The organism is Streptomyces sp. NPDC050988 (assembly GCF_044456225.1).
Classification (GTDB): domain Bacteria; phylum Actinomycetota; class Actinomycetes; order Streptomycetales; family Streptomycetaceae; genus Streptomyces.
Genome location: NZ_JBITFQ010000014.1, coordinates 69265 through 91340 on the forward strand (window position 1 = coordinate 69265; position 22076 = coordinate 91340).

Annotated in this window: 16 protein-coding genes; 8 read left to right on the plus strand and 8 right to left on the minus strand. The window is 69.5% G+C overall.

The features are described from left to right. Window positions 1–93: 93 nt before the first annotated feature. The 3 genes from ACIBEI_RS27800 (at window position 94) to ACIBEI_RS27810 (ending at window position 3695) form a co-directional block, all read left to right on the plus strand. Window positions 94–1581: an NCS1 family nucleobase:cation symporter-1 gene (locus ACIBEI_RS27800; protein ID WP_398892972.1), complete on the plus strand. Its 1488-nt coding sequence runs from the start codon at window positions 94–96 to the stop codon at window positions 1579–1581. A 2-nt stretch (window positions 1582–1583) separates the two neighbouring features. Then, the gene (locus ACIBEI_RS27805; protein ID WP_398892973.1) at window positions 1584–2300 is read left to right on the plus strand and encodes an aspartate/glutamate racemase family protein; all 717 of its coding nucleotides are present in this window, start codon (window positions 1584–1586) and stop codon (window positions 2298–2300) included. A gap of 423 nt (window positions 2301–2723) precedes the next feature. Beyond that, window positions 2724–3695, plus strand: a complete 972-nt coding sequence (locus ACIBEI_RS27810) for a glycoside hydrolase family 6 protein (RefSeq protein ID WP_398893065.1) — start codon at window positions 2724–2726, stop codon at window positions 3693–3695. A 48-nt stretch (window positions 3696–3743) separates the two neighbouring features. Here the strand turns inward: ACIBEI_RS27810 and ACIBEI_RS27815 are convergent, their stop codons facing one another. From ACIBEI_RS27815 to ACIBEI_RS27835, 5 genes are all read right to left on the minus strand, one after another. Then, window positions 3744–4382 carry a gamma carbonic anhydrase family protein gene (locus ACIBEI_RS27815; RefSeq protein ID WP_398892974.1) on the minus strand — a complete coding sequence of 213 codons (639 nt, stop codon included), beginning with the start codon at window positions 4380–4382 and terminating at the stop codon, window positions 3744–3746. 9 nt (window positions 4383–4391) lie between these two features. Beyond that, window positions 4392–4811, minus strand: a complete 420-nt coding sequence (locus ACIBEI_RS27820) for a RidA family protein (RefSeq protein ID WP_398892975.1) — start codon at window positions 4809–4811, stop codon at window positions 4392–4394. Between the two features lie 242 nt (window positions 4812–5053). Continuing rightward, complete coding sequence (locus ACIBEI_RS27825) at window positions 5054–6196, minus strand: asparaginase (protein WP_398892976.1); 1143 nt, start codon at window positions 6194–6196, stop codon at window positions 5054–5056. Between the two features lie 87 nt (window positions 6197–6283). Next, complete coding sequence (locus tag ACIBEI_RS27830; RefSeq protein WP_398892977.1) at window positions 6284–7129, minus strand: hypothetical protein; 846 nt, start codon at window positions 7127–7129, stop codon at window positions 6284–6286. Window positions 7130–7207: 78 nt separating this feature from the next. Next, window positions 7208–7624 carry a MazG nucleotide pyrophosphohydrolase domain-containing protein gene (locus tag ACIBEI_RS27835; protein WP_398892978.1) on the minus strand — a complete coding sequence of 139 codons (417 nt, stop codon included), beginning with the start codon at window positions 7622–7624 and terminating at the stop codon, window positions 7208–7210. Window positions 7625–7855: 231 nt separating this feature from the next. On the opposite strand from ACIBEI_RS27835, the gene ACIBEI_RS27840 reads away from it, so the two are divergent. Continuing rightward, window positions 7856–8947 carry a peptidoglycan recognition family protein gene (locus ACIBEI_RS27840; protein ID WP_398892979.1) on the plus strand — a complete coding sequence of 364 codons (1092 nt, stop codon included), beginning with the start codon at window positions 7856–7858 and terminating at the stop codon, window positions 8945–8947. Between the two features lie 455 nt (window positions 8948–9402). Here ACIBEI_RS27840 and ACIBEI_RS27845 read toward each other — a convergent pair whose 3' ends face one another. Next, window positions 9403–9603, minus strand: coding sequence for a hypothetical protein (locus ACIBEI_RS27845; RefSeq protein ID WP_398893070.1), 201 nt, complete (start codon window positions 9601–9603; stop codon window positions 9403–9405). Here ACIBEI_RS27845 and ACIBEI_RS27850 point away from each other — a divergent pair. The 3 genes from ACIBEI_RS27850 (at window position 9526) to ACIBEI_RS27860 (ending at window position 11603) form a co-directional block, all read left to right on the plus strand. Beyond that, the gene (locus tag ACIBEI_RS27850; RefSeq protein ID WP_398893066.1) at window positions 9526–10056 is read left to right on the plus strand and encodes a hemerythrin domain-containing protein; all 531 of its coding nucleotides are present in this window, start codon (window positions 9526–9528) and stop codon (window positions 10054–10056) included. The genes ACIBEI_RS27845 and ACIBEI_RS27850 overlap by 78 nt on opposite strands. A 108-nt stretch (window positions 10057–10164) precedes the next feature. Next, on the plus strand, window positions 10165–10599 hold the full coding sequence (locus ACIBEI_RS27855) for a hypothetical protein (RefSeq protein WP_398892980.1): 435 nt from the start codon (window positions 10165–10167) through the stop codon (window positions 10597–10599). A 221-nt stretch (window positions 10600–10820) separates the two neighbouring features. Beyond that, window positions 10821–11603, plus strand: a complete 783-nt coding sequence (locus ACIBEI_RS27860; protein WP_398892981.1) for a nucleotidyltransferase domain-containing protein — start codon at window positions 10821–10823, stop codon at window positions 11601–11603. Here ACIBEI_RS27860 and ACIBEI_RS27865 read toward each other — a convergent pair. Further along, window positions 11593–13836, minus strand: a complete 2244-nt coding sequence (locus tag ACIBEI_RS27865) for a UvrD-helicase domain-containing protein (RefSeq protein ID WP_398892982.1) — start codon at window positions 13834–13836, stop codon at window positions 11593–11595. The two genes, ACIBEI_RS27860 and ACIBEI_RS27865, sit on opposite strands and share 11 nt — an antisense overlap. Continuing rightward, window positions 13833–20726, minus strand: a complete 6894-nt coding sequence (locus ACIBEI_RS27870; protein WP_398892983.1) for a DEAD/DEAH box helicase — start codon at window positions 20724–20726, stop codon at window positions 13833–13835. The genes ACIBEI_RS27865 and ACIBEI_RS27870 overlap by 4 nt, the downstream gene beginning before the upstream one ends. Window positions 20727–20913: 187 nt before the next feature. Here ACIBEI_RS27870 and ACIBEI_RS27875 point away from each other — a divergent pair, with 187 nt between their 5' ends. Continuing rightward, window positions 20914–22026, plus strand: coding sequence for a hypothetical protein (locus ACIBEI_RS27875; RefSeq protein ID WP_398892984.1), 1113 nt, complete (start codon window positions 20914–20916; stop codon window positions 22024–22026). Window positions 22027–22076 lie beyond the last annotated feature (50 nt).

Genomic DNA, 22076 nt, shown 5'->3' on the forward strand with positions numbered 1-22076 from the left:
CCCGCCCCCGCACTCTCCTCGCACCCCCGCACCACGCACCCGCATCCGTACTCCCCGCAGCCCTCCCGCCGTCCCCTCGCTCATGGAGGCCTTGTGTCCCTCGCCGATCCAGCGACAGCCACCGGCACACCGGCGTTCGTCCCCGACCCCCGGCTCACCAACGAAGACCTAGCGCCCGCGGGCAAGCGGAACTGGAAGGTCTTCGACCTCTTCGCCATGTGGATGTCAGACGTCCACAACCTCGGCAACTACACGTTCGCGGCGGGCCTGCTGGTCCTCGGAATGAACGTCTGGCAGATCTTCACGTCCCTGCTCGTCGGCTTCGTGCTCATCTACGTCGGCATGAACTGGATGGGAAAGATCGGGCAGCGCCACGGTGTGCCCTTCCCCGTGATCAGCCGGATCAGCTTCGGGGTCTGGGGCGCCAATATCCCGGCCCTGATCAGGGCCGTCATCGCCATCATGTGGTACGGCATCCAGACCTACCTGGCCTCCGTCGCCGTCAACATCATGCTGCTCGCGGCCTGGCCGGGCCTGGAGTCCTGGACCCACAGCTCCTTCCTCGGTCTCGACGCCCTCGGCTGGGTGTCCTTCCTCTCGCTGTGGCTGCTCCAGGCGCTCATCATCAGCCAGGGCATGGAATCCGTACGGAAGTTCCAGGACTTCTGCGGTCCGGCCATCTGGCTCGTCATGATCGCCCTCGCGATCTGGATTCTCGCCAAGGCCGACTGGACCATCTCGCTCACGACGACTCCGAACCCGGTCTCCGTCGGTGAGCAGTGGCGCCAGTGGTTCGGCGCGATCGGGCTGATCCTCGCCACGTACGGCACGCTGATGCTCAACTTCTGCGACTTCTCGCGCTTCGCTCCCGACTACAGGACGGTCAAGCGCGGCAACTTCTGGGGCCTGCCCATCAACTCGACCGCCTTCGTGATCGTGTCGGTCATCGTGACGGCCGGCTCGCTGGAGGTGTTCGGCAAGGCCATCACCGACCCGGCCCACCTCGTCGCCGAGATCGGCAACACCTGGGTGCTGGTGCTGGGCGCGCTGACCTTCGCCATCGCCACCATGGGCGTCAACATCGTCGCCAACTTCGTCTCGCCCGCGTACGACCTGGCCAACGTCTGGCCGCAGAAGATCACCTTCAAGGTCGGCGGCCTGATCAGCACGGTGGCCGCGCTGGTGGTGACCCCGTGGAACCTCTTCTCCAACCCCACGGTCGTCCAGTACTTCCTCGGCGGTCTCGGCGCCTTCCTCGGCCCGCTGTTCGGTGTGATCATGCTCGACTACTTCTGGGTCAAGCACGGCCGTATCGACGTCGACGAACTCTTCAACGCCGAGCCCGGATCGCGCTACTACTACCGCAAGGGCGTCAACCCCAAGGCCCTGTGGGCGTTCCTGCCCGCGGCGGCGGTCTCGGCGGTGCTCGCCCTCGTGACGACCTTCAGCGAGGTCGCCCCGTACTCGTGGTTCATCGGGACGGCGCTGGCCGCCGGACTGTACGCGCTCCTGTGCCGCTCCGAGCGCGCCGCGGCCCCTGCCCCTGTCGCCGAGCCGGCTCCGACTCCCGTGGAGGGCTGAGCGTGCGGATCGTCGTCACCAACTGCAACACCACGCAGGGGATGACCGAGGAGATCGTGCGAGGTGCCCGGGCCGCGGCAGGCCCGGGCACCACCGTGCTCGGACTCACCCCCTCCTGGGGACCCGAGTCCGCCGAGGGCTGGCTCGACAGCTATCTCTCCGCAGCTGCCGTCATCGACACCCTGCGGACGTACGAGGGTCCGTACGACGCCGTCGTCATGGCCGGCTTCGGGGAACACGGACGCGAGGGCGTACGGGAACTCGTGGACGTACCCGTCGTCGACATCACCGAGGCGGCCGCCCATCTCGCGTGCCTGCTCGGGCGGCGGTACGGCGTCGTCACCACGCTGGAGCGGTCGGCCGGGCAGATCGAGGACAGCCTGTACGGGGCCGGGGTGGCCCAGCACTGTGCCGCCGTCGTGGGCACCGGGCTCGGCGTCCTCGACCTCGGCGACTCCGAGCGCACGGAAGCGGCCTTCGTGGCCGCCGCCGAGCGGGCCCGGGACGCGGGCGCCGAGGTCCTGGTGCTCGGGTGCGCCGGGATGACCGGGCTGCAGCGGGCGGTGGGGGACAAACTGGGGCTGCCGGTCGTCGACGGGGTGGGCGCGGCGGTGAAGCTCGCCGAGTCGCTGGTGTCACTGGGCCTGACGACGAGCCGGGCGGGGAGCTATGCCAAGCCCCTGCCGAAGCGGCGCACTTGGAGACCGCCGTCGGAGTGAATCTCTCCGCCCCCGAGCGGCGGACGGGGTGGCCGGGCGCGGCTGACCGCAGACTCCGGGGGAGCGGCGCCGACACGTGGGCGGTGCCCCGCGGAGGAATGGCCGCCGTTGCCTCCGGCGGCGGGAACGGAGTCGGTCGTGGTCGCTGGCGTGGGTGCGTGTGTTCGGTTGTTCGCTCGTGACACCCGTTCCTGTGCCATCGGCTCCTGTGCCACCCGTTCCTGTGCTACCCGTTCCCGTGCCCGCGTCCGGTTGTTCGCTGGTGGCCGGGATCTGGGTCGGGGCCTGGGCCGTCGCGGGGGTTGGTTCCGGGTTCGGGGCCGTGCCGGGGGCCGGGTTCGGGTGGTCGCTGTCGCGCTGGCCGCTCTGGTGGTCGCCGCCCCGGCGGGTCTGTGGGGTGCCGGGACCTCGGGTGCACGTGAGATGTCCGGCGCGGGCGGGGTGTCAGGTGTCGGTCCGGCCGGTGGGGCCGGTGGGGCCGGGCGGGGCGAGCCGCAGGTGAGAGGGCCCGGTCCCGTGGAGTCCTTCTGGGTCGATCCCCGGTCCCGTGCCGCCCTCCAGGCCGCCGAATGGCGCCTCGCGGGACGGACCGCGGACGCCCTGCTCATGGACCGGATCGCCACCCGACCCCAGGCCGAGTGGCTCAACGGCCCCGCGTCCCGGGCGGTGGTACGGGCCCGCACCGCCGCAGCCGCACGACAGGGACGTACGGCCGTACTCGTCGCGTACTACATCCCGCACCGCGACTGCGGTTCGTACTCGAAGGGCGGGGCCTGGAACGCCGCGGGCTACCGGAAGTGGGTCGACGAGTTCGCGACGGGGCTCGGCGACCGGGACGCGTACGTGATCGTCGAACCGGACGCCGTGGCGCAGACGGTGGCGGGCTGCGCCTCGGTCGTGGCCGAGGAGCGGTACGCACTGCTGGCGTACGCAGTGGACCGCCTCAAGCGACAGCCCGGTACCCGGGTCTACCTCGACGCGGGCAACTCAGCCTGGCTGCCGGACACTTCGCGACTGGTCGAGCCGCTCACGCAGTCGGGCATCGCCCGCGCCGACGGCTTCGCGCTGAACGTCTCCAACTTCCAGACGGACGCGGCCAGTTCGGCGTACGGCAACCGGCTGTCGGCGGCTCTCGGCGGCAAGCACTTCGTGATCGACACCAGCCGCAACGGCAACGGCCCCTACACCGGCACCGATTCCTGGTGCAATCCGCCGGGCAGGGCCCTGGGAACACCGCCGACCACCGCCACCGGCTCCCCGCTGATCGACGCCTACCTGTGGATCAAGCGCCCGGGCGAGTCCGACGGCACCTGCCGGGGCGGACCGACCGCCGGGCAGTGGTGGCCGTCGTACGCGCTGGAGCTGGCCCGGAACGCCCGGAACGCCCGCGGTTGAACGGGCCCGGCACGTGTGGGGCGTGCCGGTTCGGTCCTGGCCGGGACGTCAGTCGGTCGAGGGGTGGTCGGTCGAGGGGTGGTCGTGGTCGTCGTCGAGGACGCGGTCGTCGAGGTGCGCGGCGAAGTGGTCCGCCTGCCGGGCCATGATGTCCCGCATCGAGGTGCCGCGCGGGACGCCGTACACCGTGCCCGGGAAGTCCAACTCCCTTTGCACCTCCCACAGTTCGTCGTGCCGGCCAGGTGCGAAGAGCTGGGCTTCCGGGGCGCCGGCGGCGATCCATCCGATGGGTACGACCGAGCCGGGCGGCAGGATCGAGTTGGCGTGCAGCACGCTGTTGATCCGCAGCTCCGAACCGGCGCCGGCGACGGCTCCGGGGAAGGCGGAGGCTCCGGTGGCCACGAACACCTCGTCCTCGATCCGCGCGCCGTTGACGTGGGCGTGCGGTCCGATGAGCACGGCGTTTCCGATGAGTACGGGGTGCCGTCGCCGTCCCCGTACGAGGGCGTTCTCCATGACGACGACGTTGTCGCCGGTCCTCACCTCCCCGTCCTCCGCGGTGAGCACGGCACCGTGCAGTACGCGGGCGTGTTCGCCGAGGGTGACCGCGCCGCAGAGGACGGCGGTCGGCGCGACGTACGCGGAGGCCGGGACGACGGGGCGCTGCCCGCGGTGTTCGATGAGCATGGGGGGACTCTAGGCCTGGTCGGAAGCGGGGTCCGGGACCACGGCCGTGGCCGTGATCTCCACGAGCTGGCCGGTGTATCCGAGGCACGCGACGCCGAGGAGGGTGGCGGAGTGCGGGCCGACGCTGAGGAGGGAGGCCTCCACGACGTCCCACACCTCTGAGAGCACCGCGGGGTCACTGCTCACGACATACACATCGGTGTACGCGACGTGCTCGAAGTCGCTGCCGATCGCCCGGAGTTGCTCGCCCAGGTTCGCGATCACCCGCTCGGCCTGCCGTACGGGATCGCCCGGGCCGACGAGCTCGCCGTCGGCGTTGAGGGGCACGGAACCGGCGAGGAAGGCGAGACGCGTGCCCGCCTCGACGACGGAGGCGTGGGAGTAGGTGGGCGGCTTGAAGAGGGTGGGGACGGTGACGCGCTTCAGCATGGGTGGCCTCCCGTGGACGGATCGGTGGACGTCGAGGCGATCGGTGGATGTCGAAGGACAACCCGCCGATGATGCGGCCCCGCCCGGCGGGGCCGCATCCGAATATCCACCGCGGATCCTCCGCGAGGTGTCACCGGCCGCAGTCGGCCGCCACCTGGTGGCCGACTGAGCCTTCACCTGGTGGCCGATCCGGTCGTCACCTGGTCGTGAACTCGGCTGTCATCTGGTCGTGAACTCGGCTGTCACTTGGCGGTGAACTGGGCCGTCCCCAGCGTCGCGAACCACTCCCGTATCAGCTTCTCGTCGTTCGTCGCCGCGAGCGACAGGAGCAGCAACAGCCGGGCCTTCTGCGGGCTCAGGTCCTCGGCACCGATGACGCCGGTGGTGCCCGTCGAGTCGTACACCGCGCCCGATCCGGTACGGGTGGTCGACGCGAACGTCACCCCCTTCTTCACCGCGTCCGTCCGCGCGGTCGACATCGCGGGCGATATGCCCCCGGCGCCCGTGCCCGCCGTCACGACCCCCTTGGCGCCGCCGTCCGCGAACGCCTTGATCGCCTCGCCGCCCGCGTCCTGGTACGAGTACGCGATCTCCACCTTCGGCAGCGGCTTGCTCTCCTTGGCACTCACCTTGCCGACGATCCGGTCCAGGTCGAAGGGTGTACGCCAGGCGCTCTTGCCGCACTTCTGGACCCGGGCCGGTGCCCGGTTGAGCCGGATGTTGTCCTGGTCGACGGCGCCGAGCACCCCGGAGCGCCCGCTCTCGAAGGTGTCCATGCGCAGCGCGTTGGACTTGCGGACCTCCCGGGCGGCCTGGATCTCGTCGTTGAGCATGACGACGGTCCCGTAGCACTTGGTCTTCCGGCTCGCGGCGAGCTTGATGGCGTTGTAGAGGTTGGCCGGCGCGTCCGTGCCGATGACGGTCCACGGGCGCATCGACCCCGTGAGGACGACCGGCTTGTCGCTGCGCACGGTCAGGTCGAGCCAGTACGCGAACTCCTCCATCGTGTCCGTACCGGTGGTGACCACGACGGCGTCGTTCTTCTTCAGTGCGGCGTCCACGGATGCGGTGAGCTTGCGGTAGTCCGCGATGGAGTAGCCGCTCGACCCCTTGTTGCCGAACTGCTCGGTCGTCACCTTGGCCAGCCCGTTCACCTCCGGTCGCAGCTCGTCCACCATCTTGGAGATCGCGAGCTTCCCCGACTGGTAGTCCTGGAACGAGACGCGGTTCGTGCTGACGCCGGAGATGGTCCCGCCCGTGCCGATCACGGCCACTTCGGGCAGGTCCTTCCTCTCCTCGGCATGAGCGCTCGCGCCTGCCAGCGAGACTCCCGCGGCTACGGCGAACGAACAGAGCAGGGCGGCTGTACGGTGGGCGATCTTCACGGGTGGCACGGCTCCTTGCGGGTGGGTGATCGGCGCTCGCCCGCCGACCGTAGGAAGCGGTGTTTTCCCGAGCGTTGCGTGCACGTGTCAATCACTGTGTGCGGAGATTTCCCCAGCCGGCGGGCCGAGTTGCTGGTCGCGCACCTGCTGCTCGCGCACCTGCCGCTCGCACTCCTCCGCGAGCCCCGGGTACGCCTCGGCGATGGCGGCGTGGATCCGCTGCCGCAGCAGCGCCGCGGCCCTGACTCGCCCCTCCCGGTGGGAGAGGCCTTCGAGGAGTTCGTCGTAGGGGCTGAGCCGGTGCCGCAGATAGTCGACCTTCCATCGGTCGAGCGATGCGGGATCGGTGAGGGGCGGGTTGGGGGAGCGGGGCGCGTTGGGGGAGCGGGGCGGGCTGAGGGTGCTGGGGGCGCCGAGGGCATTTGCGGTGCTGGCGGTGCTTGCGGCGCCTGCGGTGGCCTCCCTCTCTCGCCGGGCGCGGTGCTCGACGGCTCGGCGCGCCAACTCCCCGGCGTCCATCCGCGGTACGTCGATGGGCTCGGCCAGAATCCGGGCCAGCACCTCCCGCCGTCGGCGCGCCACGGCCTCCCGCCCCCTCGGGCCCGCGGCCTTGCGCACCGCACCGGACCGCCGCGCCGCGAACTCCGCTCCCGACCGGAACTCCGCTCCCGACCGGAGCGCCGCTTCCGACCGGAACTCCGCGCTCTGCTCGGCGGCTTCGACACGCTCGACGCGATACATCCGGGTCCACGGCGCCGAGCGGAAACGCGGATGCGCGCTCAACCGGTCGGGCTCCCCCAACAACCGGCGCACTATCCCGTCGTTCCACCCCCGCGCCCGCAACCCGGCGACCGAGACATGCGTACGGCTGGGCTCTGCCGCCGCCGCACGACCCTGCTCCGATTCCGGATCGGGCGCACCCTGCATTGTCATCACTACCTCCCCCGTCGTGACGCTGCGTGACACATCAATTCGTAACGCACGCCACTGACAATCAGGAGAAAACGCAGGTCAGACGGTGGACTGAGGCTCCCAGCCCTGATTCCGCAGCACGTCCGACACGTCCGGAGCCCGGTAGTGGTCCCCCTTGAGGACCTTGCCGTCGGCCCGGCGACTGACCCGCCCGTCGGGCCCCAGCTTCGTCATATTGGCGCGATGGATCTCGGCGATGACCGCGTCCAGGTCGATGCCGTGGACGAGCGCGGTGCCGTACGCGACGTACACGACGTCCGCGAGCTCGTGCGCCAGCCGGTCGAGCGGCCCGGCGACGGAGACCTCCGCCACCTCGGCGGCCTCCTCCGCCAGCAACTCACCGCGATGGGCCGCGAGTTCCGGGGAGACCTCTGTCGGTGTCGTGCGGGCGTCGAGTCCGAAGGCCAGATGAAATTCATGGACGAGACGTGCGGGGGAGGAGGGGGAGGAGTGCATCCGGGGATTTTATCGAGGGGTACGGACAGGGCAGGTAACCGGAACCCCTATGCTCCGTTGAGTCTTCAAGCATGGCTGGCGTGTGGGCCCGTACGCCCCGCCGCCGTCAGGAACGACCAGGAACACCTAAGGAAGCCCATGACTGTTCCCCCCACCAACCCCACCCCTCCCCCCTCTTCTCCCTCTGCTCCCTCTTCTCCCGCTCCCGCGTCACACCGCGCCCGGTCCCGCGTGACGCGGCGCGGGCTGATCGGTGCGGCGGGCGCGGTCGCGGCGGGCGCCGCGCTCACCCCCGTCGTGATGGCCAACACCACCTCGGACGCGGCCGGTTCGGACACCACCGACGCCGAGCCCGGTACGACCTCCGAGACCTTCCCGAAGACCCGGGCCAAGGAGGCCACGGGCGAGGCGCCGGTCGAGGCCGCCTTCCCCATCGGTTACGTGGGCGTGCGCTGGGTCGGCATCCGTGAGGCCACCGGCGGTGGCATCCGGCTGACCGACGCCGACGGCGGCAAGGGAGCCTGGAAGTCCCTGAGCGGCAACGGTTGTTCGGACAGCAACGGCGGCGCGCTGCTCATCCCCGTCGACCGGGCCGCGGGTTACGAGCTGAAGGCGCCGGACGGAGCCACCGGGCTGCGTTCGCTGGCCATCGACACGACGCAGGGCCCGAGCCGCAAGGTTGCGGTACCGGCGGACACGACCCGGGTGCGCGGTGTCGCCTACCTCTCGCGGGCGGCCTGGGGCGCGGACGAGAAGCTCCGCTTCAAGCCGGACGGCACGGAGAACACGCCGACGGCGTACTACCCGTTCCAGACGTTCACGGTCCACCACACGGCCACCGCCAACGACGACCCGGACCCGGCCGCCACGGTGCGCGCGATCTACCAGCTCCACGCGATCACGAACGACTGGGGCGACATCGGCTACCACTTCCTCATCGACGACAAGGGCAACGTCTACGAAGGCCGTTACTCGGGTGACGACGGCGTCGCGGCCCACGACGCCGACGGCAAGCTCGTCACCGCCTTCCACACGAGCGGCTTCAACTCGGGCAACCTCGGCATCGCCCTCCTCGGCAACCTGATGGAGCAGGGCCCGACCGACGCAGCCCGCGCGTCCCTCACCAGCCTGGTCCGCGCCCTGACCCGCTTCCACGGGGTCGACCCCCAGGCCCAGGTCACGTACACCAACCCGATCAACGGCACCACGAAGGACGTCCACGAGATCAGCGGCCACCGCGACTGGCTGTCGACGGAGTGCCCGGGCGACGTGATGTACGGGGAGCTCGTGACGCTGCGGAAGGCCGCGGCGGGCACGGGCTGATCAGCAACGCCGAGTGTCGCGGGGGTCCGTGGGGGTAACTCCGGGGGCCCCGCGGCGCCGGCTCCCGCGCCGCCCCCCCCGTACGCAATACGTCCGCCGCGCGCGGGCGTTCGGGATCACTCCCACCGGAGTGCCCGCCCGACCGCGCGTACGGGGACGGACCGGTCCTGGCGCACACGAAAACGGCCGGACGGCGTACGAGGACCCGGATGCGCGCCGCCTCAGGAGCCCCGGCAGTCGACGTACGGCGCAGCTCCCACACCTTCGGCCGGACGACCGGACCGCACGCGCCGATGCGCGACCCACCCGCCCTGCGCGCCCCGCACGAGCCGCCTCGCGTGACCGTTCCGCGCCCGCTAGGGATGGCTTCCGTACGCCTCGACGGAGACCAGACCACACGGGGGACGGAGTCGACCATGACGACGGAACGATCGCAGCCAGATCCGAATCCGCAGTCACAACCTCAGCCTCAGCCTCAGCCACAGCCACAGCCACAGCCACAGACGCAGTCGCAGTCGCAGCCTGACGACATCGGCGGGATCCTGATCCACCGGGGGCTGCGCGAGGAACTGAGTCGGCTGGCAGACGCCGCCGAGTCCGGTCGGCGGGCCGAAGCGGTCCAGGAACAGATCGAGTTGGTGATCGCCGTACTCCATCAGCACCACCACGGCGAGGACGAAAAACTCCACCCCCTGGTACGCGACCGGGAGCCGAGCATCGGCACCATCCTCGACGAGCTGGAGAAGGAGCACGCCCTCATCCAGAAACTCGCCGACGACGCGGCCGACCGCACCCGCCCCCTTCCCGAACGCGCCCCGGTCATCCGGGAACTGCTGGACGTCCTGCGCCCTCACCTCGCCCTGGAGGAGGCCGAGGTCTTCCCGGCGATCACCCGCCAGGTCAGCCAGGCCGAGTTCGAGGAGTTCGTGAAGGGCGAGCTCAAGGCGGCGGGCCGTCGGCTGCCGGTCCTCTTCGGCATGCTGCTGCACTACGCCCTGCCCGGCGAACGCAAACGCCTCCTGGCGGACGTGCCCACGCCGATCGCACTTCTGTGGAAGGCGTTCTGGAGGAGGGGGTACGAGCGGAGGGTGGCGCGGGTGTATAGGTGAGTGCGTGTCCCAGGGGTCCCCACAGGGGATTCCTCGGGTGCTGTACGGGGGCGTTGTCGGTCGGTCCGGCTACCGTGGGAACCCATACCCTGAGATGAAGGCGGCCCGATGGACGCGGAGTTGGCGGCGCTGGCGACGGCCGGGGCGACGGCGCTCGTGCAGCAGATGGTGACGGATGGCTGGGCGAACGTGCGGGATCGGGTCGTCGTTCTCGTCTCGCGGGGGCGGGACGAAGAGGCCGTCGTGGGCGAGTTGGAGGAGTCGCGGGCCGATCTCGTCGCCGCGCGGGACGCCGACGACGAGGAGGCCGCGGCGGACGTTCAGGCGTCCTGGCGCACCCGGCTCCGGCGCACCCTGCGCGACGACCCTGAGGCTGCCGCCGAACTCCGCGCGCTGCTCGACGAGTTGACCCCGCCCTCCACGGCTCCCGCCCCGGGCTCCCTCCACAACACCATCAGCGGCGACGTGCAGCACAGCGCCGTGGTCCAGGCGCACACGGTCAGCGGCGGCGTGACGATCGGACTGCCCCCGAGGCGACCGTGACGCGCACTTCAGGAGCGCGGCCCGGCGTGACGCCTGCGATGAGCGCCCTGGGCCTGGGCGACCGCCTCGCGGATGACGCCCTGTCCCGATGACCAACAGCCCCGTGACCAACAGCCCCAAGACCAACAGCCCCAAGACCAACAGCCCCAAGGCCAAGAGCCCTGTGATCAAGAGCCCTGTGAGTAACAAGCCTTGAGCAACAACTCTGTGAGTGACCGCCCGTGAACGACCGTGCTTTCCTCGACACCGTCACCGACCGCCTGGCCGCGCTCCCGGCGGTCCGGGCGGTGGCCCTGGGCGGCTCACGGGCCCAGGGCACGCACACGCCCGCCAGCGACTGGGACCTGGCCGTCTACTACCGCGGCGACTTCACCCCCGTCACCCTCCGCGCCATCGGCTGGGAGGGCGAGGTCTCCGAGATCGGCGGCTGGGGAGGCGGCGTCTTCAACGGCGGGGCATGGCTGACCATCGACGGCCGCCGCGTCGACGTCCACTACCGCGATCTCGACGTCGTCGAACACGAACTGGCGGAGGCGGAGGAGGGCCGCTTCCACGTCGAACCGCTGCTCTTCCACCTCGCCGGAATCCCCAGCTATCTGCTGGTCGCCGAACTGGCCATCAACGAGGTGCTCCACGGCACCCTGCCCCGACCTGCGGCCTACCCGGAGAAGCTCCGCCACACCGCCCACACCCGCTGGCACGACACCGCCCTCATGACCCTCGCCTACGCCAAGGCCAACCACGCCCCGAACGGCCGCCGCACGGAGACCGCGGGCGCCATCGCCACGGCCGCCATGCAGGCCGCGCACGCGGTACTGGCGGGACGGGGGGAGTGGGTGACGAACGAGAAGCGGTTGCTGGAGCGGGCGGGGTTGCGGGGTGTCGACGACCTGTTGGTGGAAATGAAGGGAGATGCCGAACAGCTGGTCGCCGCTGTTGGCAACGCTGAGGAGTTCCTCGGCATCGCAGCGGATCACTCCGCCTCAAGGAATATCAATTCGTGAGCAGTGGCCTGAGGAACCGGCTGGGGGTCCCGTGCCAGAAGATCGCAAGTGAATCGCGTGAACGGGTGGCCGCGACGAAGAGCAGGGATCGCGCCCGTTGGAGTTCGCGCCGGTAGCGCAAGGCGTCGGTACGCTGCATGTGGATCACTGCGTTGCGAGGTACAAGACCCTCGTTCACGCCCGCGATGATCATGCGTTGGTACTCGAGTCCCTTGAACCGGAACATCGTGCCGATGTGCACACCCTCATCGCCGCGCGGCCCGTCGGGACCGATCTCTACGGCCCGGATGCCCGCGTGCGCCAGTGACACGGCGACTTCCTGTGCCATCGCGTTGGTGGGCACGCAGATGGCGATCTGCTCCAAAGGGATGTCGTCCCAGTCGGCGACCAACTCAGTGATGGCCCCGCGTTCGGCCTCCCAGTCGGCGTTCGGATGGAGTTCGGGGCGGGTGCCGCTCAAAACCGACCGATATCCGGCCAGAGTCTCCTGGTTGCCGTCGAGGTCGTCGAACGACTCACCGCTCAGCACTCCGAGTGCCGAGCCGAGGATCTGTCGCGTGGTCCGGTAACTGAGGGTGAGCTTGGCGGATCGGCCACGGATGTTGATGCCGAGGCTGCCGAGGGTCACCTGGTTGTTGTAGATGCGCTGGTGGGTGTCACCGACCAGGAAGAGGTCGTTGCGGTCCCGCGCGACCATGGCGCGGAGCATCTTCCAGTGGCCCGGACGGAGGTCTTGAGCCTCGTCCACGACGATGTGGCGGTAGCGGTACCGTAGCCAACCGGCGGAACCATCTTGAAGGTGAATGTTGTCCAAGCCGTCGTGTTCCGCACGCTGCTGCTCGACAGCCTGGATTCGCTGCTCGCGCTCCATCTCCAGGCGCGCGGCCCGTTCGGCGACCTGCGCCCAAGTCTGGCGTCCGAGACGGTCCAGGCGTTGGGTGAACTTCTCGGCCAGCTGCCAGATCTCGGCCCGCTCCGGCCGCGTGATGCTCCGGCCTCTGCCGGCACGGCGTGCACGGAAGTAGTCGGTGCGGGATACGACCGCCTGGCCGAGGATCACCTGCGTCCACTCATCGTGCAGGAACTCCGCGTCCCAGGTTGCCTCGCCGAGTTCGTCGAGCATAGAGCGCCACTCGCGAAGTACCTGGTTGTCGTCGATCGTCTGCTTTGCGCTGCCCGGTTCGGCTTCCCGGACCACGCGCAATGCCAGCTGGTCGACGTGGCTGATGTCCACACGGGAGAGCAGTTGCTCTCCGCCGAGTTCCAGGAGCCGTGCCCGGAGGTCGGCTGCGAGGTTCTTGTTGTACGTGGTGAGCAACACCTGCTTGTTACGGCCCTGGGGGAGTTGCTCGACCAGATGCTTCACACGGTGCAGGGCAACAATGGTCTTCCCTGTGCCCGGACCGCCGCCCACGCGGGCCGGACCGGAATAGTCCCGCTTCACCAGCCTGGACTGCGTGGGGTGCAGGAAGACCTTCCAGCGCCCGAAGTCCTCGCCCTCCAGGGCCTCGCGGAGCGCCTCGTCCGTGGTCGTGACCATCGTGGCCGGGCGCCTGCCGGCGGTCTGGAAGTCCTCGGTGTCGACCGGCTCGGGGGCGGCGACCGGGGCTGTCACCTGCTCCAGTACGTCCTCGTACGACTTGCCGTCGAAGAGCGAGAGCAGGATCTCGCCGGTCAGTTGAGGCGCGTACTCGATGAGTCCGAGCAGCTGCTCCTCTGTGGTGAGCGTGCGAATCACCGGTACCAGCGGCTCGGCAGCACCGAGATCGGTGAGTTGCTGCTCCGAGAATCGGGCGAACAGTGGCTCCTGACGCGGGAGTTCAGGCTGCGTCGGAGCAGCCGGGGTCGGCGCTGACGGTTTGGGCGCCGTTCGCTTGAGGACGCTCTCCTCGACCACCTGAAGATCGACGTACTCGATGCCACCGGTGATCTGGTTGACGCCGTAGGCGAGGCGATCGAGGTTCTCGTAGACCTGTTTGCGGTGCTTGACCGAGACGATCAGCCAGTCGTTGTCGGCAAGGCGCAGCAGCAGGGCGCGGTACTCGTCGTTGACGCGCGCGGACCACAGTCTGCTGTCGCCCTTCAGCTGCTTGAGCTGGAGGCCGGTGGCCTGCGGATTGGCCTTGAACTTGTGCTGGAAGTCGTAGAGGGCACCCTTGACGGTACGGGGGAGCTTCAGGATCTCCTTGTCCGCCTTGTCGAGCAGACGCAGGGTCACACTCGCGGTGTTCATCGGTGGGGCTCCCCCTGGGTCGTTCCGTCGGCTTGCTGATCACGATGCCTACTGGGCCCGGATGGTTGCACGATCAGCCGTTCAGCCAGTTCCTTGGCGGTCCATTCACTCGCGGGGCGTACGTCCCACCCTGCGGAGGCGAAGGCCGCGTCGCGGTCCTCGGCCTCGTAGTCCGGTTCGGAGCCGGCCGTGCGGGGAGCGAGTACGACACCGACTCTCCTGGCTGGCCAGGCGAGTTCGGCCATCCAACCGCGGTCGTCGAGCTCGAAGCCGTCGACGGGTGCGGGCGTCGCCATGGAGGCGAGTGCCACCGCCAGCAGCTGCAGCCCGGGTTCGTCCGGATCCAGGTACTCCAGCACTCTGTCCCAGACGGCTCCCCCCGGAACGGAACTGCTCGGCGCTGCTGTGTCCGGTTCGGCTTCGGCAGTCGAGAGGCCCGTTTCCCGTGCATCCTGCTGCACAGCGGGTGCTTCTTCGAGACCGAGCCCGAGGTCGATCCGGGTGGAGGCCAGCCATCCGGAGCCGCCGGTGACCGCGAGTGCGTCCACCGAGAAAGCGTCCAGCATGCTTGTGGTCAGCTGGACGCTGTCGCCTCCGCCGTGTTCCAGGAACTGCGACAGATTGCTCCAGTACAACCAGGCTTGCCAACGCTTCTTGTGGGCTTCTGTGTCCGCGACGGCTGACGCGCTGTCGTCGAGCACGGTGGCCGCCGTCCACGCGGGCGGCTTGTGCCGACCGTCCGCCACAGCTGTGACGGAGCAGCCGGACCGATCGACCGCGGCGAGCATGCGTAGAGGCCCGCCCCGGCCCTGCGGAGGCGTGCCGCGTAGCGCCGCAGTGAGCTGGGCTTCCATGGCGTTCTCGGACATGGCCGCTACATGTGGCCGTGCCCCCGTGAGCCCGGCCACGACAGCCTCCGCACGTGTCAGCCACAGCTCAGGGTCCGGAGCACGAAGGTAAGCGAGCAGCAGATCCGCTGGATTGATCCAGACGGTCTGCGCGAGTTCGCCTGGCAGACCGCCCCGCACCTTGGCGTAGTAGTCCCGAGCCTGCCTCTGGCCGTGGTCTCCGTAGGGCTGCCACACCGGATCCGCGGGGCCGGCGGCGGCATAGCCGGTGTCGCGCACCCGGGTGCGCCACTCCTTCACGTCGTTGTACGTGAGCTGGAAGACACGCAGGCCCTCGGCACGCAGCCGGGTGCGCTTGGCGGCGTCGTCGGCGAGCCGGTTGTGCTTGGGCGTGGCATGGAACTCGAAGCCGTCGAGATAGAGAGCAAGACGGGGTCCGGGGGCGTCGAGGCGTTCGAAGAGCACGTCCGGCCGCGTTCCGTCCAGCACGCGTTGCTGAGAGACGCGCCAGCTGAGTGTGGTGCCGCCGGAGCCGGTCATCCTCAGGTCCAGTGAGTACGTGCCGGCCGTGGTCGTGTACGCGTCCGCGCTGGCCTGCGCGTCGGGCTGCTTGGCCCACTCCTTGAGCGTGTCGATGAACATGACCTCGAGGTCGCTCTCGGCCTGGCGCTCCAGCGGGATGTGGTGCGTCGCGGCGATGGGAGAGGTCTGCCAGCCCTCACCGGTCTTGCCGAGCAACTCGTCGAGCATCTGCCGTACTTCGTTTCGGCTCACACGGTCGTAGTCGCTCGCGGGAACGCGACGCAGCAGACAGCGGTGGCAGCCATCGAGGCCCTTCTCGATGCACGGGCAGCTCTCGATGACCTCGCGTGCCTTGAGCAGCACCTCGCGGAAGCCGTCCGCGGACGCCAGCCGATGCAGGTACCCGGTGCCGCCCGGCAGCCGGTCGTAGACGACGAGGAAACGGCGGGGCCAGTCGGTGTCGCCGCCGTCGGGCATCGAGGCGGAAGCGATGTCGATGTGGTCGGGATCGCCTCCGTAGCGTGCAGCGATGCCTACGAACAGAGCGGCGGTGAACGATGCCAGCCGTTCCTTGGCGCGAGCGACGGACGCCGGGAGCAGGATGCGTACGGCCTCGGTGACGAGTTCGTGAGCCAGTAGCAGCGGGACATCCTGGCCCTTGCCCTGCCCGTCGCCCGCGGTCCGCGTTTTACGGCGTGGGCACCACAACAAGTGGTGCGCATTGGCTCTGGTGCTTGTGGCCAGAGACTCCGTGAGCGCGTTGTGCGGCTGGTCGACGACGGGGCGTCCGTCGGCTGTGGCGCCGCCGCAACTTGCGCACACGTAGAAGGGGTTGAGCCGGACTTCATCCCCCGCGATCGGCACGGTGCTGCTGCCGTCCTGCCGGTCGAGCCCGAGGTTGAGCGTCCTGATGACGGCGCGTCGGGTGAAGTCGACGCCGAAGATGGCGGTGTCGTGCCGCCAGGAGCCGGTTGCCAGGTGTACCGGGTCGATGTCGACGGTCGTCAGCATCGAGTAGCGGCGGCGGTCCCGCTCGTCCTTGTCGTCGCGGACCCTGGCGTCGTCGCGCTTGTCGCGGGCGATGACCCGCTTGGGCTCCATGACGTACTGGACGCACCCGGCATCGGCGATCTCCCGCCCGCCACAGCGAGGACAGGGCGAAGTGTCCGTCTTCGCGTTCTCGGTACGGGCGTAGCCGCACGCAGGGCAGAGACGCCACACCGACCAGGCGCGCCGGTCCGGACTGCCGATGTCCAGGGCGCGCACGACGTGCTTGTAGCCGTTGACGTAGAAGCTGTTGCCCGGTGCCAGCTCCGTGAGGGAGAGCTTGCGGGAGCGCTCGTAGTCCCGTACTTCGCTGCGGTATGTCTTCTTCGAGCCGGCCGCATCGCCGTCGCCGATGCCTTCGCCCTCGGTGGCCTGCTCCTCCGTCCAGTAGAGGGTGGCCTCCAGTTGGGTCGTCGTGTCGGCGAGGCTGTAGTTCGGCAGGAGGCCCAGATCGACGAGTGCGCCGTGGGCGCTGGTCTGGCTCAGCTCGCGCAGCAGGTTCCCGGTGGCGCGGCGCTCTGCCAGCAACTCCCGGTGCTCGCGGTCCTGTTCGGGGTCGGAGCGGACGAGGGCGTCCATCGCGGTGTCGATCGCCGCGATGCGGCGGCGCAGCTCCTCGCGCCGCGCAGTCCAGTCCTCCTCGGCTTCCTGCAAAGCCCGGACAATTCCCCCTGTGGCATAGGCGCGCAGCTGGTCGGCGGCGTGCTTCGAGACTCCCGCGCCGTCCGTCGCCCCGACGGGAAACAGGGCCAGGAAGTCCTCGACCAGGCGTGCGCCATGGGTGAGTGCGGCGTCCGCGAGGTCCTGGCACCAGCCGGTGGTGCCGAAGAGTGCGGACACGAGGCGTGGCGCGGCTTGGAGTTGCTCCCCGTCCGCTGTGGTGAGGGAGCCACGGGCCGCGTGGTCGAGCAGATGTGCCGTGTACTGCCGACGCAGGATCTCCACTGCGGACAGATAGCAGCCGGGCGGCACGATGTCGCCCGCGATCATCTCCCGTGGCTCGTCGAGGTAGTAGAGGTCACGGGCGCGCCGCCCGCCGAAGGCGACCACCAGCGCGTTGCCGGTCTTGCGGCCGGCGCGCCCCGCCCGCTGCACGTAGTTCGCCGGGCCCTTCGGCAGAGAACCGAGAAGTACGGCCGACAAGTCGCCGATGTCGATGCCGAGTTCCAGCGTCGGTGTGCACGAGAGCACGTTGGGGTCCGTGTAGTGCGTGCCTTCCCGGAAGGTCCGTTCGACGCGCTCGCGCTGTGGGCGGGTGAGCATGCCCGTGTGCTCGGCCGTGACCACACGGAACGTACCGCCGGTGAGATACAGGCGCCGGTAGTAGTCGTTCTGGTAGTCGCGTTCTTGCGAGCCGCCGAAGCTGCCGGACGTGCTGGTGACACTCACGGAGACATCGGACTGGGGCGGCCGGAGCATCCCCTTGCATCGGTAGCGCGGGCACGGATGTCCGTACCAGCGGTTCCTTCGCTCGGGCAGCACGACCTGCTCCCAGCCACAGTCCGCGCAGCTGACGAAGGCCTTGTTGACCACGGCGTCGTCGAGCAGGCGCACTTCGACGTGGCCCGGCTGGAGCCCGTACACCTTGGTGGTCCGGTCCTGGGCCGTGCGCACCGCGAGGACGTGTTCCTCCGCCAGCACGGGCAGCAGTCGGCGCAGGTACTCGCTCGCGCCTGCAGCGTCCAGGCCGAGGCACCGCCGGGTCCAGTCCTGGTACCAGCCGAGCCTGCCGGTGGCCGCGTCGAACGTGGACTTCTCCTTCGGACCGTCCAGCAGGAACCGGGGCGCCGCCATCCCGTCGGGGAACGCGGGCATGCCGTCGGGCCGCCCGCCCCACACCTTGAAGCGGGTGACCCCCGCATCCCGCATCCACGGCTCCAGCCACCGGTGCCGCACGCCGCCGCGCTGCCTCACCCGCTCCAACAGCCCGCGCACGAAGGCCAGATAGCGGTCGGGCGTCGGCAGTCCGCCCACCGCGACCAGCTGACCAGGCAACGTCAGGTGCACATCCCGGGCGAGCGCGATGACGCGCTCCGGCTCCTGGAGGACGACCTCGGCCGCGGCGGTGCGGGTGAGCTCCAGGGTGCGTCCCTGACGGGAGCGCAGACCGAACTCCATGACGGTGGCGAAGGCCAGCCGCTCACCGATGAGCTTCCAGGTCCGGGCATCACCCGTACCCCGCCCCGACAGCAGCCGGTCCACACCCGGCTCGTCGTGCAGGTCGGGCGGCACCACCGCGGCCAACGCCTGCGGGTCGTCGACCGAGTCGAGCACGTTGCCGATCAGGTCGTTGAGCGCCAGCGGTTCCGGGGAGTCGTTGAGGGTGTGCGCGAGCAGCGATCGCAGCGAGAACTTGTACGAGGCGTTGGCGACGTAGCCCGCCCGGTGCGCGGCGTCCTGCGTCGAGTCGTTGAAGAGCAGCGTCTTGCGCTCCTCCGGGACGAGCGCGATGTCTCCGCCGGTGAACAGCTGCGTGACCGTGGCGGACGCCAGGGCGGCAAGTGACGTACCCAGGAAGCGGATTCCGTTGTCCACGTTGCAGGCCGGGCAGCGGTCGTCGACGGCCGCCTTGTCCGCGGACTTCTTGTCGGTGATCGCCAGGGCGAACCATCCGTCCTGCAACTCGTCGCGGTCCGCGGCCGTCGGAAGGCGATACGTCCCCTGCGCTCCGTCCAGTACGACGACGGAGAGCGGATCGACTCCGCTTCCAGGCGAGGGCTTGGCGCCGGTCAGTGCGTTCAGCGCCTCGTCCCGTTCGGCGCCGGTCGCGGCGATGAAGTACCGGATACGCCGCTTGTCGCGCCCGACTCCCGCCCGCCATACCTTGTCCTGCGCCATGACGAGCTGCTGAGGGTCGGCTTCCGGTGACAGCGCGGCCCATCCGGACCGTCCGCAGTTACGGCAGTAGACGGCAGGCAGATGTACGGCTGCCGGCCGCGCCGCCGTGTCCGACCCCGGTGGCGCCTGTGCGCGCCGAGCATCACCGGACGGCCAGCTGCCGGACGACCGTTCGTCCTCGTCACCGCCGGTGGGAGGTGCGGCCAAGGCCGCTCTGCGCGCCGCGGTCCGGTCGTCCTCGTACCACCGGAATTCCGGAGCCGGTCCGACACCGCGCAGCACACGCGTGACGGGCCGCACCCACAGATGGGCCTCGACGTGCAGGAGCGGCCGGGGCCGTTTCGCGTCCGACTCGGGATCCCGAGCGGCGGACAGGAGCGCCACGAAACGCGACAGGGCTTGCAGCACGAGCCGAGGGTTCTCCCTCGCGGCCCGTCCCCATGCGTAGCCGAACCGGCTCATCCGGTCCCGTAGTTCCCACTCGCTGAGCGGTTCCCCGTCGAGGAGTGACAGCACGCCGTGGGTGAAGTCATGTCGCTTGAGGAGTCTGCCGAGTTGGAACGGATCGAGCCCGCCGCGCCCCAGGATTTTCGCCGCAAGCCCGTCGAGATCCAGCTGATCCGGCCGTGCCTCGACTCCCGGCCCACCGGAGCAGTCGATGACCTCCTTCGGCGACGGAGGCTCGGGCAGCTCGTAGTCCACTTCGCCGGTGAACTGCCCGGCGGACATGCGCTCTTCACCGATCACCGCGTCGGCGGAGAACGGCATTCCGAAGACCTGCGCCGCCACTTCGAGGATGCCACCGGCCTGACTACTGGGACTGCCCTCGCCCAGGGTCGCGGACGTCGCCACGGGACAGATTGTCCCGAGTGGCCGATCAGGCCTGCTCTGTCCCGTCGCCGAGGCCAGCCGGCGCAGCAGCATCGCGACGTCGGTGCCCTGTGCACCGTCGTACGTGTGGAACTCGTCGAGCACCACATGCGCGATGTCGGCGCCCTCCCACAAGGGTTGGTCCTCGCCGCGCTGGAGCAGCAGATCGAGCATCTTGTAGTTGGTGACCAGTACATCGGGAGGCGACTGCCGCATCTCCTCGCGCCGGGTCATGACCCGGCGGAAGTCGGTGTCCGGCCGGTCACCGATGTAGAGCCCCGCGGTGACCTGGGCGAGCTCGGGCTGCGCGAGATACTCCCCGATGCGGCCCGCCTGATCGGTGGCGAGCGCGTTCATCGGGTACAGCAGCACGGCCTTGATCCCCCTTTGGCCGAGTGCCTTCTCCCGTCGGCAGTGGTCGAGGACGGGCACGAGGAAGGACTCCGTCTTACCGGACCCGGTCCCCGTGGTGATCAACGTCGGCTGCGCCGGGGCGTGCAGGGTGCTCAGCCGCTCCCACGCCTTGGCCTGATGCCGGTACGGCGGGAAACCCGGAGCCCATTCGAGATGCCCCTGCCACCCGTCGTCGGCCTTGTGGAACGGCGTCCTGATACGCAGGTAGGGGCCCCGGAAGATCCCGGTCTCGGGGTGTCCGAGAAAGCGCTCCAGAGCAAGCCGGGTGTCTCCGTCGGTGAGGGCGTAGGTCGTCGTGAGGTACTGCGTCAGACTGCCGCGGACTTGCGCGGCGGCCAGGGTGGGCCTCACGATGTGCTCCTTCGTCCCGGGTTGTTGTCCTGGTCAACCGTATAGCGGGCGTCTGACAGCGTCCCCCGAATCACGGCTCACATGAGCGGCCCATGGCTGGAACCGCACCCTTTCGTCACTGAGAGTTCACGCTCACCCTTCAACCAGGGGCGATAGGGCGATACAGCGGGGTCGAGGGGGAGCCGCGATGGTCGAGCCGATCTATGTACCCGTCCTGCCGACGCGGCGGGACGCCTGGAAGGCCTATGAGCGACTGGACCTCCAGGTGCGGCGATGGATCGCACCACTGTGGACGGTCGTTCCACGTGTGGGACCGGAGCGCACCCGGGGCGCGCGCTGCACCCCTGATCAGGACGGCGATCAGGCGGCACTCGACCGCTGGCTCACTCCGCGCATGGACCAGCTGATCGAGGCGATGGACGGCAACCCCGGTTGGGTGGACGCCGCCCACGTCGAAGGCAGCGTGCTCGGTGCGGCGGTGAGTCTGTGGCGACTGATGACCCGAAGCGGCTTGCGGTTGGTGACCGGTCCGGAACGGGATCCCAAGCTTCAGCGCTACGCCGCGGATCTGGCCTTCTTGAGCGGGCGGGGTATCGGCATACGTGTGTTGGTCGACGCCCCGCCGGACGAACCTCGGTCAACGGAACTGCTGAGTCTGCTGGACAGACTCTGCCTGTCCCCGTCGCAGAGCGATCTCATCCTGGACATCGGCGCCGTCGTGGACGTGACAGAGGCCGGCAAGAGGGCCATCGTCGCACTCGACCTGCTGGGTACGCTCGTTCCCTGGCGCACGGTCGTCCTGACCTCCGGGGCCTTCCCACGCGTACACGACAGTCCCGGCGCTGAGGCCGCGTATGTCGCCCAGCGGCATGACCGCCACCTCTACCAGGCGATACGCGAGGCTCGCCCTGCGACCTCACGAGCCGTGGTCTACGGCGACTATTCGGTGGAGCACGCCTTCAGTGCGAACATCCCCTCCATCCGTCGCCCCGGTCCACCGTGGGGCCTGATGCGCTACACCGCGCCGGACGGATTCCTCATCGGGCGGGCGCCCACCAGAGTCTTCGGCGGCGTCCGTGGCGCCGACCGCGTCGACCGGGTCCGCGCCACAGCCCGCTGGATCACGGAGTCCGACGCCTTCCGAGGCGCCGAATACGGCGACGCTGAAGGCTGGCTGTACGAGTGCGCGCACGGAGAGGGCTCCGACGGCTCGGGCAACGCGGAGACATGGATCAAGATGGGGCACATTCAGCACATGAACTTCGTCGTGAATCAGCTCCACGGCGGAGAGGCTGCGTGACCTGGCCAGAAAATGTGTGCGCTTGCAACGCCACACATAGAGTCACCGAG